Below are 14,814 nucleotides of genomic sequence, written 5' to 3' on the forward strand. Positions count from 1 at the left end.
CGCTCGTCCCGTCGTGTGCCCGCTCATCGGTGGGCGGATCGGTACCGTGAGCCCGCCGCTGTCAGGCGGCGTCGTCGAGGACGAGGTTGATGGTGTGGAACCCGATCTCGGGGCGTGGTCGTGGCCGCTCGCGGGGTGGTGGTGTGAGCTTGCGGGTTCCGGTCGCATCGACCAGGTAGTGGGCCCCGTGGGGATCTCGCCAGACGATGATCCCGGGGAAGGGTTGTCGACACTCCCAGCGTTGGCCGTCTTCCTGGTGGTGGGTCTTGATGCGGTGGTGGGTGCGGGTCATCGGTCCGAGGCTCCCGGGCTCGGTCTTCCCGCCTTCGGAGTAGGGGAGGTTGTGGTCGAGGTCGACCCGACGGGTGGTGTTGGCCGCGTAGGGGAAGATGTCGCCGCCGTGGATCAGGTGGACTGCTTGGCGCATCGCGTTGGGGATCTCGTAGGCGTCGACGGGTGCCTGGTTCGCGAGGTTGATCACCGGTGCGACAGTGACCTTGCCGGCGACGTGGGCGATCATCTGCCTCGCCCAGGCGATGGTGACGGGTCCGTGGTCCTCCATCCTGGCGATTTCGGAGTCGGGGGTCAGGTGCAGGTCGATGCGGACCTTGGGCTTGATGGGTCCGACGCCGAGGTCGACATGTGCTTCGGGGTTCGTCATGATCGCGAACGCGGCGAGCTTGCGCTCACGCAGATCAACCGCAGGCATCGTGTCTTCCAACGCCTTCGCGACTGCGGTGATGGCGATGTCGGCGGCCATCAGGGTCGTGATGTGGTCGCGGATGGTCAGGGTCGCGACCCCGTGCTTGTTGATCCGGCTCATCCGGATCCCACGCTCAAGCGAGGCAGCGTGTTCCTTGGTCTGGGCGAGCTCAGGGGACGCGGCGGCGACCTTGCCGTCCAGGACCGCAAGGAACCGGGACCACGCCAGGCGCCCGTCGGCGATCTCGTGGACCTCGGCATCGACCCACGCTGCCTGGGCCTCGGTCAGCTCCCGGGTCGCCTCGGCGACGCGGCGGGCGTGCCCGGCCCTAGTGGTCCCTGCCTTCAAGCCCGCAGCGAGTCGGGGGAGGCGGTGGTGGATGTCGACGGCGTCCGCGATCAGTTTCTTCGCTCCGTACGGGCTGGTCTGGATGCGTGCCGCGAACGCGGAGGCGGCGTACTCGGTGATCAGCGGCGTCCCGACCGCACCCGCCGGCATCGCCCGGTCCCGGACCCGTTTCGACACCGACGCCGACCTGTCGGGGTGGTGCAGCACCGCCCACTGGTACGCGGCCGCCATGAGGTTGCGCTCAGCCTGCAAACGGTGGGCGTGCTCGGACTCGGCGTAGTCCAGGACCTCGGTCCTGGTCATCTCGTCGAGCACTCGCGTGTTCATACGAGTATTGGACCAGAGGGATCCGACTGAAAGGGTGCCGAAGGAACAGGCCTGTGGAAAGCACTTCCCGTGTGCACCAATGTGGATGCGGAGCGGCCGTTGTCGGCGCCCTGCCCTAGGATTCTCGTCGAGTGGCTCAGGACGCGGGCTGCGCCAGGGTTGCTCAGCGACCCTTCGGCCAGGGGGTCCCGTTGCAGTCGCAGAGCCAGGTTGTCGTCCGAGTCGAATCAGGCTGGGTGCCGGGTCTGGTGCTCAGGGTGAGCCAGGACGGGCAGACGGTCCTCGTGACCTACGAGCTCGAGGGCAGGGTGTCCACGTCGTGGCTGTCGACCGAGGGCGTGCGCCTGTCGGAGTGATCCTCAGGCGGAGGCGGCGTTCTGCTCGTTGGTGGACGCCACCAGTTCCTCGGCCAGCGTGCGGAGCTTGATGTTGCTGGTCGAGGACGCCCGCACGAGGAACTGGAAGGCCCGGTCCTCCTGGATCCGGTACCGCTCCATGATGATTCCGACGGCCGTGCCGATCGCCTGACGCGACGCGACGGACTCGTTGAGCTGGTGCTCGTGGCGGGCCCGGCCGAGGGCGATCGAGGCGTGGGCAGCGAAGAGCTCGGCGAGCTGGACGGCGTCGGGGTCGATGCCGGGTGCGCGGGAGTAGAAGTTGAGGCCGCCGAGCGCGCCTTCGTCGGTGTAGAGCTGCAGCCCCATCTGGGCCCGCAGTCCCTGTGCGGCTGCCTCGGCGACGTACTGCGGCCACCGCGTCTCGCTCTTGATGTCCTGCATGATCGTGACGCCGCCGTGGGTGATCGCGTCGTAGCACGGCCCCTGGCGCAGTCCGTACTGCAGCGCGTCGATCTCCCACACGAGCTGGCCCGTGCCGGCGCGCGTCTCGATCTCGCCATTGCTGTGCGTGATGGAGATGCCGACGTGCTCGAAGCTGGGGATCGTGAGCTGCGCGGCGCGGACGATCGCATCGAGGGTCTCGTCGAGGGACCGCGGGCTGTTGATGGTCTTGGCCGCTCCGGCGAGTGCCGTGGCGGCGTCGCTGCCGTCGTGGGGCATGGAGTTCCCTTCCGTTGGCGTCTGTGCGGTACCCACGCGTTGCTCGCGCAGACCGCCTGCCCCTGGTCGTAGGGTGCTGGGGTGAGTCTCTCCCAGACCCTGGCCCGAATCGCCCTCGGTGCCACGATGACTGCTGCCGGCGTGACCCACCTGACGCTCGCGCGCGAGGAGTTCCGCGCGCAGGTGCCCGAATGGTTCCCGTTGGACAAGGACTTCGTGGTGCTCGCCTCGGGTGCCGTGGAGATCGGGCTCGGTGCCGCCTTCGTCGCGCTCCCGAAGCGGCGTCGGCTGATCGGGGGACTGCTCGCGGCGTTCTTCGTGGCGATCTTCCCGGGCAACATCGCGCAGTACGTCGAGCACAACGACGCCTTTGGCCTCGACACCGACGAGAAGCGCTTCGCTCGCCTGTTCTTCCAGCCGGTGCTCGTGCTGTGGGCGCTGTGGGGCGGCGGTCTGCTCCGTCGCGGTCGCGACGCGGATCGCTCCTGAACGAGCGAGAGGCCCGGTCGGACGACCGGGCCTCTCGTGTTCGGTACACCCCCTCGGACTCGAACCGAGAACCCAGTGATTAAGAGTCACTTGCTCTGCCAATTGAGCTAGGGGTGCATCTGGTGAAGCGAGGTGAAACATTACCAGCGTGCCCGCTGGGCGGTGAAATCGGGACCGGGTTGCGTGCGTCTCACCGCGACTCGAGCAGCGCGTGGGCCGCGTTGTGCCCGCCGAGCCCGCTCACGGCCCCGCCGCGCCGGGCTCCGGCGCCGCACAGCAGCACGGCGTCGTACGACGTCTGCACGCCCCAGCGCTCGGCCGGGGACTCGAGGCGGGCCCGGCTCGACGCCCACGGCCAGTCGAGGTCGCCGTGGAAGATGTGGCCGCCCGGCATGGCGAGCTCGGCCTCGATCTCCTGCGGGATCCTGGCCTCGATGCAGGGCTCGCCCGAGGGCGAACGCATCACCACCGAGTCGATCGGGTCCTCCAGCACGGCGTCGAGGGAGGCGATCGCAAGCCGGACTGCCTCGGCCTTGGCGGCGACGGGGTCGGCCTCGAAGAGCCGCGCGGGGGTGTGCAGCCCGAAGTAGGTCAGCGTGTGGGTGCCGTCCGGGACGTCCCCGAGGATCGAGGGGTCGGTGAGGGAGTGGCAGTAGACCTCGCCCGGCGGTGGCTCGGGGAGCTCGCCGCGGGTTGCTGCCGCCCAGGAGACCTCGAGGTCGGACTGTGCCTCGGCGAGGTGCAGGGTCCCCGCGAACGCGATCCTTGGGTCGAGTCCCGAGCGCAGCCGGGGCAGCCGCGACAGCAGGAAGTTGATCTTGAGCTGGGCGCCCTCGGGCTTGGTGACCGGGTCCTCGTCCTCACCGAGCAGGATCCGCAGGACCCAGGGGGCGACGTTGGCCAGCACGTGACCGGCCTCGACGACGTGCTCCTGCTCGCCGTCGTGCCAGCGGACCTCGGCGCCGGCCCCTGAGTCGGCCGGCCGGATCGAGCTGACCCCGGCGCCGGTGACGATCTGGGCGTCGGCGGCCACGGCCGCGCCGGCGAGCGCGTCGGTGACCGCACCCATGCCGCCGACGGGCACCCGCCACTCGCCGGTCCCGTTGCCGATCAGGTGGTACAGGAAGCAGCGGTTCTGGATCAGGCTCGGGTCATGCAGGGAGGCGAAGGTCCCGATCAGCGCGTCGGTGCCGACGACACCGCGCACCAGGTCGTCGCGGAAGCGGCGCTCGATCGCCCGGCCCAGGGGCTGCTCGACGACGTCGCGCCAGATCTCGGGATCCACTGCGCGGCGCAACTCGACGTCGGTGGCCAGCGGGCGGGTGAGGGTCGGGGCGACCTGCGCCGCGAGGTCGCCCAGGCCTGCGTAGAAGGCACGCCAGGCGTCGTACTCGTCGTCGGAGCCGGTGAGGGCCCGGAAGCTCGCGCGGGTCGCTTCGCCCTCGTCCCGCTCGACGAGGAGCCCGGTGTGTCGCCCGCCGCGGACGACGGGGGAGTACGACGCCGTCGAGCGACTCACGAGGTCGAGGTCCAGTGCGAGGTCGGTCGCGATCTGCTCGGGCAGCAGGGAGACGAGGTAGGAGTAGCGCGACAGCCTGGTCGGGAAGTCCGGGAACGCCTGGGCGGAGACCGCGGCGCCGCCGACGTGGCCGAGGCGTTCGAGGACCAGGACCGAGAGACCGGCGCGGGCGAGGTAGGCGGCAGCGGTGAGGCCGTTGTGGCCGGCGCCGACCACCACGGCGTCGTAGCGGGTCATGGCGCTGACCCTAGGGCGTGGTGGCGGGAATGGACCCGGGCAGGATATGGTTGACACGGCAACTAACACCGAGCCACAACACCTGGAGGTGGGTTCCATGCCCGCGATCACCGTCGACGACCTGACTGTCCTGCCGCGCCTGAAGGCGCCGGGGCTGGGTGACCAGCCGCGACCGGTCTGGCAGGTGACGACCGCACCCCAGGGCTACGAGGGGGAGGGCTTCCCTGTTCGCCGCGCGTTCGCCGGGATCGACATGTTGCACCTCGACCCGTTCATCATGATGGACCAGATGGGCGAGGTGGAGTACGCCCCCGGAGAGCCCAAAGGCACCCCGTGGCACCCGCACCGCGGCTTCGAGACCGTCACCTACATCATCGACGGCGTCTTCGAGCACCAGGACAGCCACGGCGGCGGCGGCACGATCACCAACGGCGACACGCAGTGGATGACCGCCGGCAGCGGCCTGCTCCACATCGAGACCCCGCCCGAGTGGCTGGTCCAGGCCGGTGGCCTGTTCCACGGCGTCCAGCTCTGGGTGAACCTGCCGCGCGACTCGAAGATGAACGACCCGCGCTACCAGGACATCCGCTCCAGCGAGGTCGCCCTGCTGACCGGCGCCGACGCGGGTGCGCTCGTCCGGGTCATCGCGGGCAGTGTCGACGGCCACGCAGGCCCCGGCTCGACGTACAGCCCGATGACGCTCGTGCATGCGACGGTCGAGCCCGGTGCGCGCCTGGACCTGCCCTGGAACGTCGACCACAACGCGCTGGTCTACGTGCTCAGCGGTTCCGGCAAGGTCGGCGCCACCGACGCGAGCGCGATCCGGACCGGCCAGACCGCGGTCCTGGGATCCGGTGACTACCTGACGATCGCGGCCGACGAGAAGCAGGAGAGCCGCTCGCCGAAGCTGGAGGTCATCGTGGTCGGTGGACAGCCGATCCGCGAGCCGATCGCCTGGGCCGGCCCGTTCGTGATGAACACCAAGGCCGAGGTCGCTGCGGCCTACGAGGACTTCCAGAAGGGTCGCTTCGGTCTCCCGATCGGCGGCTGATCCGGCGCGCGAGGCCTCAGAGGTCCTTCTCGAAGAAGGCCTCGGCGTGGGGGTTGTCGTTGTAGCGCTCGATGCGGCAGTAGCCCGAGCGGTCGTACATCGCAATCGCGTCGCGGAGCTGGCCGTTGGTGTCCAGGACGACCCGGTCGTGCCCCTTGGCGCGGGCCAGGTCCTCCAGGTGGCGCAGCATCCGTGAGCCGAGCCCGGCGCCCCGCCACGTCGAGTCCACCCACATCCGCTTGATCTCCGCCGCGTCCGGGCCCACGGCGGGGGCCGGTCGGATGCCGCCGTGGGCCACCGGGGCGCCGTCGGAGGTGGCCACGACCCAGGTCGCGTCCGGCTCGGGGACGGGCGGACCGGGGTCGAAGCCGGCTGGGAACAGTGCGTCGAGCTCGGCGAAGTAGTGGCCGGTCGCGACGAGTGCCTCCGGGGCCTCGGCGGTGACCTCCCTGAGATGCACCGTGGCAGCTCGCACCAACAGGTCCGCGGTGGCGAGCGCCTCGGCGAGCCGCTCCTGCTGGCGGCTGGTCAGGGGCGCCACGAGCGTCTCGGCCCGCTCGGCCGAGCGGCGCTCCAGGTCGTCGTACGCCGCCCGCCCGGCCGCCGTCAGGGTGGCGACCCGTCTCCGGCGATCGCCGGGGTCGGGCTGGGTGGTGAGGAGGCCGTCGTCCTCCAGTCGGCGCAGCATCCGCGACAGGTGTCCGGAGTCGAGGTCGAGGCGCTCGCGCAGCGCGAGCACGCTCGCGTCGCCGGCGCCGATCTCGAACAGCAACCGCGAGACGGCCAGTGGCCGGCCGGTGCCGAGGAAGGACTCGTCGAGCACGCCGACTCGCTGGGTCCAGGTGCGGTTGAAGCGGCGCAGGACGTCGGTGATCATTCTCTGACCTTAGTCAGACAAGATGTCAGCCCCAACGTACGTTCGGGTCGTCGACGTAGCGGCGCAGGTCGCGCAGCTGCTGGTCCAGCCGGTCCCGGGCCTCGAGGAGGCGCCGGTTCTCGCCGTCGACAGCGACGACGACCGTGCCGACGCCGGGACGGTTGACCAGTACGCCGTCCTCGATCAGCGTCTGTCGCGCGGCGGCCACGCTGGCCCCGCTCGCCCCGTAGTGGTCGCGCAGCTGGGGGATCGTGGGCAGGCGTTCGCCGCAGCCGAGCTCGCCGGAGTCGATCCGGCGGAGCAGGTCGTGGGCGATCTCTTCGGGACGCACGGCAGTCACTCCGATGGGGGGTCGGCGGCTAGTTCACCACCTGAGGTACCCGTTCGGGTGCTGCCGAAGGTAAAACCTGCGGTGGTGAATGCTCCGGGCGCCCTTAAGGTGAGATCCCGTCCGCTCGGAGACAGCAGGTGTCACATGAACTGGTTCTCGTGGGTCGTCATCGTCGTCGGCGCGTTGCTCGCCCTCGTGCTTGTCTACGAACTGCTCCAGCCGAAGGCCGCCCGGATCCGGTCCGGGCGGCGCGAACGCGACCATGGCGCCGCTTTGGAGCGCGGTGGCGTCGATCCGACGTCCAGTGCAGCGAAGACCGACGGCTTCGGTCCAGGGTTCTGATCATCCTTCCGAGATGAGATCTGGCCGGACTCGCCGCAGGCCGACCCGGTGCCCGGAAAACGCCTCGGCGGCCTGAGGCGGTGTGGGACCCTCGGAGGACCCCCCACGCCGGTCACGCCGGCACCACCGAGCCATGTGCCCGCTCAGAATGCTCCCCCATGCCTGACGACACCAGCGCGCCGCGGATGCGTCCGCGGCTCGTCGACGCGCCCACGATCCCGGCCGAGGTCCAGCAGCTCTTCGACTTCGTCTGGAGACGGCGCGAGGAGGCCGCCCGCCGCGCGGCCCACCGCCGCGACCGGTTGATGCAGAACTTCGCCCTGCGATCGCTGGGGCACCTCGTCGAGCTCCGCCACTGGTTGGACGGGCAGATGATCGCCTCCGAGATGACGGTGGACTACCTCCGCCGCTGCGCCGTCGCCGATCGCGCCCACCCCGACTTCGTGGCGGTGTGGGAGATCGACGACTGAGCAGGCTCTGCGGAACGCGCCCGACGGTCGAAAAGTGCAGCTGGCCTGCGGGACCGAGGTCTCCGCAGGCCAGCATCGGGGTGAGTAACGGGACTTGAACCCGCGACATCCGCCACCACAAGGCGGCGCTCTACCAGCTGAGCTATACCCACCATGTCGACGCAACCGTGGCCACGTCGGCGGAGACGAGTGTAGTAGTAGCTCGTCCGGAACTAGGAATCGGTGTCGGCAGTGGGCACGCCGAGGCCGGTGATGGACCCGCCGTGGCGTGCTGCGGCCTCACGTGCGATGTCCGCGTCGGGGCCCGGAAGCGGCACGAAGACGGTGTCCCGGTAGTACCGGAGCTCCTCGATGCTCTCCTGGATGTCCGCCAGTGCGCGGTGGTTGCCGCGCTTGGTGGGGGCATTGAAGTAGGAGCGCGGGAACCACCGCTTGGAGAGCTCCTTGATCGAGGAGACGTCGACGATCCGGTAGTGCAGGAACCCGTCCAGCTCGGACATGTCGCGCGCGACGAAGCCGCGGTCGGTGGCCACGGAGTTGCCGGCCAGGGCGGGACGGCTGTCCGGCGCGCAGTGCTCGCGCAGGTAGGCCATCACCTGCTCCTCGGCCTCGCGCAGGGTGACTCCGTTCTCGAGCTCCTTCAACAGTCCGGAGTTCACGTGCATGGTGCGCACGAAGTCGATCATCTGGTCGAGCGCCTCGGCCGGAGGCTTGATGATGATGTCGACGCCCTCGCCGAGGACGTTGAGATCGAAGTCGGTCACCAGGGCCGCCACCTCGATCATGGCGTCGTTGACCAGGTCGAGCCCCGTCATCTCGCAGTCGATCCAGACCAGTCGTTCGCTCACGATGCTGCACCCTACGCCTGCCTGCCGAACGGCCCGACACGGCTTCTCAGGAGCCGCTCAGAGGAGCCCTCTAATCTCGGGTCCGTGAACCGAACACTGGCCTGGGTGGGTCTGCTCGCCAGGCTCGTGACCGGTGGAGTGTGGATCGTGGCCGGCGCCCTCAAGATCACCGAGCCCGACGCCAGCATCGCCGCAGTCCGCGCCTACCAGCTGCTGCCCTCCTCGCTCGCCGAGGCAGTCGGGCTGGCGCTTCCGGCCGTCGAGGTCGTGATCGGTCTCGCCCTGGTGCTCGGCGTCCTCGCCCGCGGTGCCGCGGTGCTCTCCGCGGTCCTCTTCCTGGCCTTCGTCATCGGCATCGCGTCGGTGTGGGCCCGCGGGATCGAGATCGACTGCGGCTGCTTCGGTGGCGGCGGCGCCGATCCAGGCGCCTCGTCGGCCTATCCGTGGGAGATCGCCCGCGACGTCGCACTCCTCGCCGCCTCGGTGCTGGTGGCCGCGCTGCGGCGTACCCCCCTCGCCCTGGATTCCCTACTGTTCGTACGTCGCCCGGTGCCCGCCGCCGGTGCACCTGAAGGAGCTGAGAACTGATGTCCTCCAACAACTCGAAGGCCAGCGCGCGAGCGCAGAAGGTCGCCGACGAGCGGGCTGCTCAGGCTCGGCGGGAGACCCGTCGTCGGATCCTGACGATCGTCGGGGTCGTCGCCGCGATGGCGCTCATCGTCGGTGGAGCCATCACGGTCAGCCTGCTCAACAAGAAGGACGTCAAGGCGGCGCCCGCCGGTTCCAGTGAGTACGGCGTGACCATCGGCGACGCCGACGCCCCGCACACGGTGATCATCTACGAGGACTTCCTCTGCCCGTACTGCGGAGCCCTCGAGGCCGAGACCCGCGACGACCTGGAGCGGCTCGCCGCCGACGGCAAGGTGCTGGTCGAGTACCGGCCCTTCGACCTCCTGAGCCCCAGCTTCGGTGACTACCCGATCCGCGCGGCCAGTGCGTTCGCGCTCCTGCTCGAGGAGTCGGGCCCCGAGGTGGCGAAGAAGTTCCACGACCTGCTGTTCGAGAACCAGCCGTCCGAGCAGGACCCTGACTCGGTGAGCGACGACGACCTGGTCGCCTTCGCCGTCGAGGCCGGCGCCGAGGAGGCCGTCGTGCGCGAGGGCATCGAGGGCGTCAGCCACCGCGACTGGGTCGAGGCCGCGACCGCCGAGGCCAAGGACGCCGACGTCCAGGGCACGCCGACCGTCATCCTCGACGGCGAGGTGTTCGAGGACGGTCGCACCGTCCAGGACGTTGCGGACAACCTGGTGAAGGCGCTGGACTGACCTCCGTGTCCGAGCTGCGGGAGTTCATCGCCGGCCTGCCCAAGGCCGAGCTGCACGTCCACCACGTCGGGTCCGCCTCACCGCGGATCGTCTCCGAGCTGGCCGAGCGCCATCCGGGGACGGTGCCGGCGGACCCGGACCTGCTGAAGGACTTCTTCGCGTTCCGCGACTTCGCGCACTTCATCGAGGTCTACCTCGCCGTGGTCGACCTGGTGCGCACGCCCGAGGACGTGCGCTACCTGACCTACGAGGTCGGGCGCGAGCTCGCGCAGGGTCAGTCGGTCCGCTACGCCGAGCTCACCTGCACGCCGTACACGTCGGTCCTGCCCGAGGACCCTGCGAAGGGGATGGCGATCGAGGCCTACACCGAGGCCATCGAGGACGCACGGATCGCGGCCGAGCGCGACTTCGGGCTCGTGCTGCGCTGGATCTACGACATCCCGGGGGAGTCGGGCCTGCCGGCCGCCGACGCCACGCTGCGATTCGCGCTCGACCACCGGCCCGAGGGCCTGGTCGGGTTCGGGCTCGGCGGTCCGGAGATCGGTGTCCCGCGCGAGCAGTTCATCCCGCACTTCGCCGCTGCACGTGCCGCCGGCCTGCGCTCGGTGCCCCACGCGGGCGAGACCACCGGCCCGGAGACGATCTGGACCTCGTTGCGCGACCTCGGCGCCGAACGGATCGGCCACGGCACCTCCGCCGCCCAGGACCCCGCGCTGCTGGCGTACCTGGCCGAGAACCGGATCCCGCTCGAGGTGTGTCCCTCGTCCAACATCGCGACCCGTGCCGTCCCTTCGCTCGCCGAGCACCCGCTGCCACGCTTCGTGGAGGCCGGTGTCGTGGTGACCATCAACTCCGACGATCCGCCGATGTTCGGCACTACGCTCAACCGCGAGTACGAGATCGCCGCCGACCTGCTCGCGCTCGACCGGGGCGGCGTCGCCGAGCTCGCGCGGACCGGTGTCGGTGCGTCCTTCGCGCCCGACGACGTGAAGGCGCGGCTGGTCGCCGAGATCGACGCGCACGCATGACCCCGCTGGAGCTCTTCGACATCGACTCCCTCCTCTCCGAGGAGGAACGAGCGATGCGCGACAGCGTGCGCTCCTTCCTCGACGCACGGGTCCGTCCGCACCTCGGGGACTGGTACGAGGACGCCTCGATCCCGGTCCGTGACCTGGCTCGCGGTCTCGGCGACCTCGGCGTGCTCGGCATGCACCTCGAGGGCTACGGCTGTGCCGGCACGAGCGCCACCGCCTACGGCCTGGCCTGCCTCGAGCTCGAGGCAGCCGACTCCGGTCTGCGCTCGCTCGTCTCGGTGCAGGGATCGCTCGCGATGTTCGGCATCTGGAAGTGGGGCAGCGAGGAGCACAGGGAGACGTGGCTGCCGCGGATGGCCGCGGGTGAGGCGATCGGCTGCTTCGGGCTCACCGAGCCCGACTTCGGTTCGAATCCGGCGGGCATGCGCACCAGGGCCGTACGGGACGGCGACGAGTGGGTGCTGAACGGCACCAAGATGTGGATCACCAACGGCTCGGTCGCTGACGTCGCCGTGGTCTGGGCGCAGACCACCGACGGCATCCGCGGCTTCGTGGTGCCGACGGACACGCCGGGCTTCTCCGCTCCCGAGATCAAGCGGAAGATGTCGCTGCGGGCGTCGGTGACCAGCGAGCTCGTCCTGTCCGACGTGCGCCTCCCCGCGTCGGCCGCCTTCCCCGAGGTCCGTGGGCTGAAGGGACCGCTGTCCTGCCTGGACGAGGCGCGCTTCGGGATCGTGTTCGGCGCGCTCGGAGCGGCCCGCGACTGTCTGGACGTGGCGATCTCGTACGCGCAGGAGCGGGAGATCTTCGAGCGTCCCCTGGCGTCGTACCAGCTCACCCAGGCGAAGCTCGCGGACATGAGCCTCGAGCTCGGCAAGGGGATGCTGCTGGCGCTGCACCTCGGGCGGCTCAAGGACGCCGGTCGGTTGCGGTCGGACCAGGTCAGCCTCGGCAAGCTCAACAACGTCCGCGAGGCGATCGCGATCGCCCGCGAGTGCCGCACGATCCTGGGGGCCGCCGGGATCACGCTGGAGTACCCGATCATGAGGCACGCCAACAACCTCGAGTCGGTGCTGACCTATGAAGGCACCAGTGAGGTGCACCAGCTCGTCATCGGACGGGCGCTCACGGGGGAGTCGGCCTTCCGCTGAGGGCAATTGTTCAGGCCCCACGGAGCTCATACCTTCCGCGGGGCCACTGCTTTTGTACGACGACCGGCCGGCTCGCCGTGGGAGGCGCGCCGTCGCGCGGCGGCGGTGAGCGCCCCGGTGGTGCTGGTGGCGCCCCCGGCAGGATTCGAACCTGCGGCCAAGAACTTAGAAGATTCCTGCTCTATCCAGCTGAGCTACGGAGGCACGGGACGATCCAGCCGTCCCAGCGCCCGATTCTAGGGTCACCGGCCGAGCGGTGCTCCTCGGGGCGGTGCTCCTCATGTGTGGACCTGCACGATCCCGCGCACCAGCCAGTCCAGCGTCTCCTCGAAGCGCTCGGGGTGGTCCCACTCGCCGGGCGCGCGGATGTCGAGCAGCGTGGTGGCGACCGTCCAGTGCCCGACGTTGCCCGCCACGGTGACCGCGTCCCGTCGCCGGAGCCCGTGTCCGTCGAGCGCGTCGACCAGCCGTACGACGTACGCGACCGTCGCGTCGCGGTCGTCCGGTGTCATCAGCGTCCCCAGCCAGGGTCGGGCAAGCATCTCGTGGTGCAGCGTGCGCGCCCAGTTGGTCACCGTGGTGGGCAGGTCGGGGCCGGGGCGGAACTGCAGGTCCATCTCGGTGAAGGCGCGCGCGACGACGCCGCGCACGAGGGCCTCCTTGTTGCCGACCAGCTGGTAGATCGTCTTGGTCGAGCAGGAGAGCTGCCGGGTGAGGTTGCGTGCGTGCAGGCCCGCGATGCCCTCGGTGTCCAGGATCCGCAGCGCCTCCGCGTGGATCCGGTCCGCGGTCAGGGGGTCGCGGCCCATCGGGTCAGAGGTTGGTCGGGATGTGCATGACGGTGCCGCCGTCGACGACGAACTCCGAGCCGGTGGCGAAGGACGACTCGTCGCTGGCGAGGAAGACCACGAACGCCGCGACCTCCTCGGGCTGACCGGCCCGGCCGAGCGGGATGGGGATCAGGCCCTCGGGCATCTGGTCCGTGGCGGGCGTGCTGATCCGGCCCGGGTGCAGGGAGTTGCAGCGGATGCCGTGCGGGGCGAGCTCCATGGCCACGGACTTGGTCAGCCCGGTCAGGCCCCACTTGGAGGCGACGTACCCGTGCGCCCACGGGGTGCCGCGCAGCCCCTCGATGGAGGAGGTGTTGATGATCGAGCCGCCACCAGCGGCGATCAATGCATCGGTCGCTGCCTGGATGCCGAGGAAGGCGCCGGTCAGGTTGACGTCGAGCATCTCCTGCCACTGCGACTGCTTGTAGCGCTGGATCTGCCCGCCGTTGAAGATCCCGGCGTTGTTGAACAGCACGTCGAGCCTGCCGAACTCGGCGAGGGCCAGGGCGACGGCTGCGGCCCAGTCCTCCGCGGAGGTCACGTCGAGGTGGACGTAGCGCGCCGCGCTCTCCCCGAACTCCTCGCACAGGGCCGTGGCGAGCGCCTGGCCCTCCTCGTCGAGGAGGTCGCCGATGACGACCCTGGCGCCCTGCTCGACCAGCATCCGCGCGCTGGCGCCACCGATGTTGCGTGCGCCGCCGCTGATCAGCACGACCTTGTCGTCCACTCGTCCCATGCGCGGCAGGGTAACAGTGTTTTCCTATTTCTAGAACACGTTCTACACTCCGCCCATGGTCATTCGTGTCGCCCAGGTCGGGACCGGCAACGCCGGCATGCTCACCCTGCGCCAGCTCATCCAGGACGCCCGGTTCGAGCTCGTCGCGGTGGGGGTCTCCACGCCCGCCAAGGTGGGTGTCGACGCCGGCGAGCTCGCGCGGATCGACGTCGAGACGGGCGTGCGCGCGGTCGGCTCGCTGGACGAGGTCATCGCGACGAGTCCGGACTGTGTCGTCTACTGCGCGATGGGGGACACCCGACCGGTCGAGGCCACCAACGACGTCCGCGCGCTGCTCGAGGCAGGGATCGACGTCGTCGGTTCGGCGCCCGGGACGCTGCAGTTCCCGTGGGGCACGATGCCGCAGAAGGTCATCGACAAGGTCGAGACGTCCGCCAGGGCGGGCGGTGCATCGGTCTACATCACCGGCGTCGACCCCGGCTGGGCCAGCGACCTGGTCCCGCTCGCGCTGGCCAGCACCTGCCAGCGGATCGAGCAGATCACGTGCTACGAGCTCGCCGACTACGCGACGTACGACGGCGCGGAGGTCATGTTCGACCTGATGGGCTTCGGTCATCGACTCGACTCGACCCCGATGCTCTTCCTGCCCGGCGTGCTGGGTCTGGCCTGGGGTACGGCGATCCGGATGATGGCCACCGCCATCGGCATCGAGGTCGACGAGATCGTCGAGTTCTGGGAGGCCGAGCCGGCTCCCGAGACCTACGAGATCGCTGCGGGGACGATCGAGAAGGGCACCATCGCGGCGCTGCACTTCTCCATCAGCGGCATGGTCGACGGCCACCCGGCGATCGTGGTCGAGCACGTCACCCGCACCCGCGACGACCTGCGGCCCGACTGGGCCCGTCCGTCATCGGGCGGAGGTGCCTACCGGGTCGAGATCACGGGGGAGCCGAGCTATGTCGTCGACATCGTGCCGAGCAGCGAGCACGGCGACCACAACCACGCCGCGATCGTGGCGGCCTGCGGTCGGATCGTGAACGCGATCCCCGACGTCATCGCTGCCGACCCGGGGATCAGGACGACGCTCGACCTGCCGTTGCCGACCGGCCGCGGCACGTACGTCGCGCCGAGCTGACCT

17 protein-coding genes and 3 tRNA genes are annotated in these 14,814 nt (G+C 70.0%); 9 read left to right on the forward strand and 11 right to left on the reverse strand.

All coding sequences use genetic code 11. The annotated features are described in order from the left end of the window. Positions 1-61: 61 nt before the first annotated feature. Together ASE01_RS10945 and ASE01_RS10955 are read right to left on the reverse strand one after the other, a co-directional pair. Positions 62-1,378: a DUF222 domain-containing protein gene (locus ASE01_RS10945; protein ID WP_157537267.1), complete on the reverse strand. Its 1,317-nt coding sequence runs from the start codon at positions 1,376-1,378 to the stop codon at positions 62-64. Between the two features lie 359 nt (positions 1,379-1,737). Continuing rightward, positions 1,738-2,436: a GAF and ANTAR domain-containing protein gene (locus tag ASE01_RS10955; RefSeq protein WP_056750975.1), complete on the reverse strand. Its 699-nt coding sequence runs from the start codon at positions 2,434-2,436 to the stop codon at positions 1,738-1,740. 126 nt (positions 2,437-2,562) lie between these two features. Between ASE01_RS10955 and ASE01_RS10960 the strand changes: the two genes are divergently transcribed. Then, complete coding sequence (locus ASE01_RS10960) at positions 2,563-2,925, forward strand: hypothetical protein (protein ID WP_235535975.1); 363 nt, start codon at positions 2,563-2,565, stop codon at positions 2,923-2,925. 44 nt (positions 2,926-2,969) lie between these two features. Here ASE01_RS10960 and ASE01_RS10965 read toward each other — a convergent pair. Both ASE01_RS10965 and ASE01_RS10970 read right to left on the reverse strand, forming a co-directional pair. Next, positions 2,970-3,042 (reverse strand) — tRNA-Lys (locus ASE01_RS10965). A 73-nt stretch (positions 3,043-3,115) separates the two neighbouring features. Continuing rightward, the gene (locus ASE01_RS10970) at positions 3,116-4,681 is read right to left on the reverse strand and encodes a phytoene desaturase family protein (protein WP_056750982.1); all 1,566 of its coding nucleotides are present in this window, start codon (positions 4,679-4,681) and stop codon (positions 3,116-3,118) included. A gap of 97 nt (positions 4,682-4,778) precedes the next feature. On the opposite strand from ASE01_RS10970, the gene ASE01_RS10975 reads away from it, so the two are divergent. Beyond that, positions 4,779-5,732: a pirin family protein gene (locus tag ASE01_RS10975; RefSeq protein ID WP_056750984.1), complete on the forward strand. Its 954-nt coding sequence runs from the start codon at positions 4,779-4,781 to the stop codon at positions 5,730-5,732. A gap of 16 nt (positions 5,733-5,748) precedes the next feature. Here the strand turns inward: ASE01_RS10975 and ASE01_RS10980 are convergent, their stop codons facing one another. Both ASE01_RS10980 and ASE01_RS10985 read right to left on the reverse strand, forming a co-directional pair. Continuing rightward, positions 5,749-6,609: a bifunctional helix-turn-helix transcriptional regulator/GNAT family N-acetyltransferase gene (locus ASE01_RS10980; protein ID WP_056750989.1), complete on the reverse strand. Its 861-nt coding sequence runs from the start codon at positions 6,607-6,609 to the stop codon at positions 5,749-5,751. 25 nt (positions 6,610-6,634) lie between these two features. Next, positions 6,635-6,940: a GntR family transcriptional regulator gene (locus ASE01_RS10985; RefSeq protein WP_200958815.1), complete on the reverse strand. Its 306-nt coding sequence runs from the start codon at positions 6,938-6,940 to the stop codon at positions 6,635-6,637. Between the two features lie 144 nt (positions 6,941-7,084). On the opposite strand from ASE01_RS10985, the gene ASE01_RS10990 reads away from it, so the two are divergent. Both ASE01_RS10990 and ASE01_RS10995 read left to right on the forward strand, forming a co-directional pair. Then, positions 7,085-7,282, forward strand: coding sequence for a hypothetical protein (locus tag ASE01_RS10990; protein ID WP_056750991.1), 198 nt, complete (start codon positions 7,085-7,087; stop codon positions 7,280-7,282). A 158-nt stretch (positions 7,283-7,440) separates the two neighbouring features. Continuing rightward, the gene (locus tag ASE01_RS10995) at positions 7,441-7,752 is read left to right on the forward strand and encodes a hypothetical protein (RefSeq protein WP_056750994.1); all 312 of its coding nucleotides are present in this window, start codon (positions 7,441-7,443) and stop codon (positions 7,750-7,752) included. A 79-nt stretch (positions 7,753-7,831) separates the two neighbouring features. On the opposite strand, the gene ASE01_RS11000 is transcribed toward ASE01_RS10995, so the two are convergent. Both ASE01_RS11000 and orn read right to left on the reverse strand, forming a co-directional pair. Beyond that, positions 7,832-7,904 (reverse strand) — tRNA-His (locus ASE01_RS11000). A gap of 60 nt (positions 7,905-7,964) precedes the next feature. Then, positions 7,965-8,600, reverse strand: a complete 636-nt coding sequence (gene orn / locus ASE01_RS11005; RefSeq protein ID WP_056750996.1) for an oligoribonuclease — start codon at positions 8,598-8,600, stop codon at positions 7,965-7,967. Positions 8,601-8,684: 84 nt separating this feature from the next. Between orn and ASE01_RS11010 the strand changes: the two genes are divergently transcribed. From ASE01_RS11010 to ASE01_RS11025, 4 genes are read left to right on the forward strand one after another with little or no spacing between them, the layout of a single operon-like run. After that, on the forward strand, positions 8,685-9,188 hold the full coding sequence (locus ASE01_RS11010) for a MauE/DoxX family redox-associated membrane protein (RefSeq protein ID WP_056750998.1): 504 nt from the start codon (positions 8,685-8,687) through the stop codon (positions 9,186-9,188). Beyond that, a complete protein-coding gene (locus ASE01_RS11015) occupies positions 9,188-9,925 on the forward strand; it encodes a DsbA family protein (RefSeq protein WP_056751001.1) in 738 nt (245 codons plus the stop codon). The genes ASE01_RS11010 and ASE01_RS11015 overlap by 1 nt, the downstream gene beginning before the upstream one ends. 5 nt (positions 9,926-9,930) lie before the next feature. After that, positions 9,931-10,953 carry an adenosine deaminase gene (locus tag ASE01_RS11020; RefSeq protein WP_056751003.1) on the forward strand — a complete coding sequence of 341 codons (1,023 nt, stop codon included), beginning with the start codon at positions 9,931-9,933 and terminating at the stop codon, positions 10,951-10,953. Next, positions 10,950-12,110 (forward strand): acyl-CoA dehydrogenase family protein, encoded by a 1,161-nt coding sequence (locus ASE01_RS11025; RefSeq protein ID WP_056751006.1) that lies wholly within the window; start codon positions 10,950-10,952, stop codon positions 12,108-12,110. The genes ASE01_RS11020 and ASE01_RS11025 overlap by 4 nt, the downstream gene beginning before the upstream one ends. Positions 12,111-12,237: 127 nt before the next feature. On the opposite strand, the gene ASE01_RS11030 is transcribed toward ASE01_RS11025, so the two are convergent. The 3 genes from ASE01_RS11030 to ASE01_RS11040 form a co-directional block, all read right to left on the reverse strand. Further along, positions 12,238-12,314 (reverse strand) — tRNA-Arg (locus ASE01_RS11030). Positions 12,315-12,388: 74 nt separating this feature from the next. Beyond that, positions 12,389-12,919 (reverse strand): TetR/AcrR family transcriptional regulator, encoded by a 531-nt coding sequence (locus ASE01_RS11035; RefSeq protein ID WP_056751009.1) that lies wholly within the window; start codon positions 12,917-12,919, stop codon positions 12,389-12,391. 4 nt (positions 12,920-12,923) lie between these two features. After that, positions 12,924-13,676 (reverse strand): SDR family oxidoreductase, encoded by a 753-nt coding sequence (locus tag ASE01_RS11040; protein ID WP_056751010.1) that lies wholly within the window; start codon positions 13,674-13,676, stop codon positions 12,924-12,926. A gap of 55 nt (positions 13,677-13,731) precedes the next feature. On the opposite strand from ASE01_RS11040, the gene ASE01_RS11045 reads away from it, so the two are divergent. Continuing rightward, entirely contained in the window at positions 13,732-14,811 is a 1,080-nt protein-coding gene (locus tag ASE01_RS11045) for a hypothetical protein (protein ID WP_056751014.1), read from the forward strand. The last annotated feature ends 3 nt before the right edge of the window (positions 14,812-14,814 follow it).

The sequence above is a fragment of the Nocardioides sp. Root190 genome (assembly GCF_001428565.1).
Lineage (GTDB): Bacteria > Actinomycetota > Actinomycetes > Propionibacteriales > Nocardioidaceae > Nocardioides.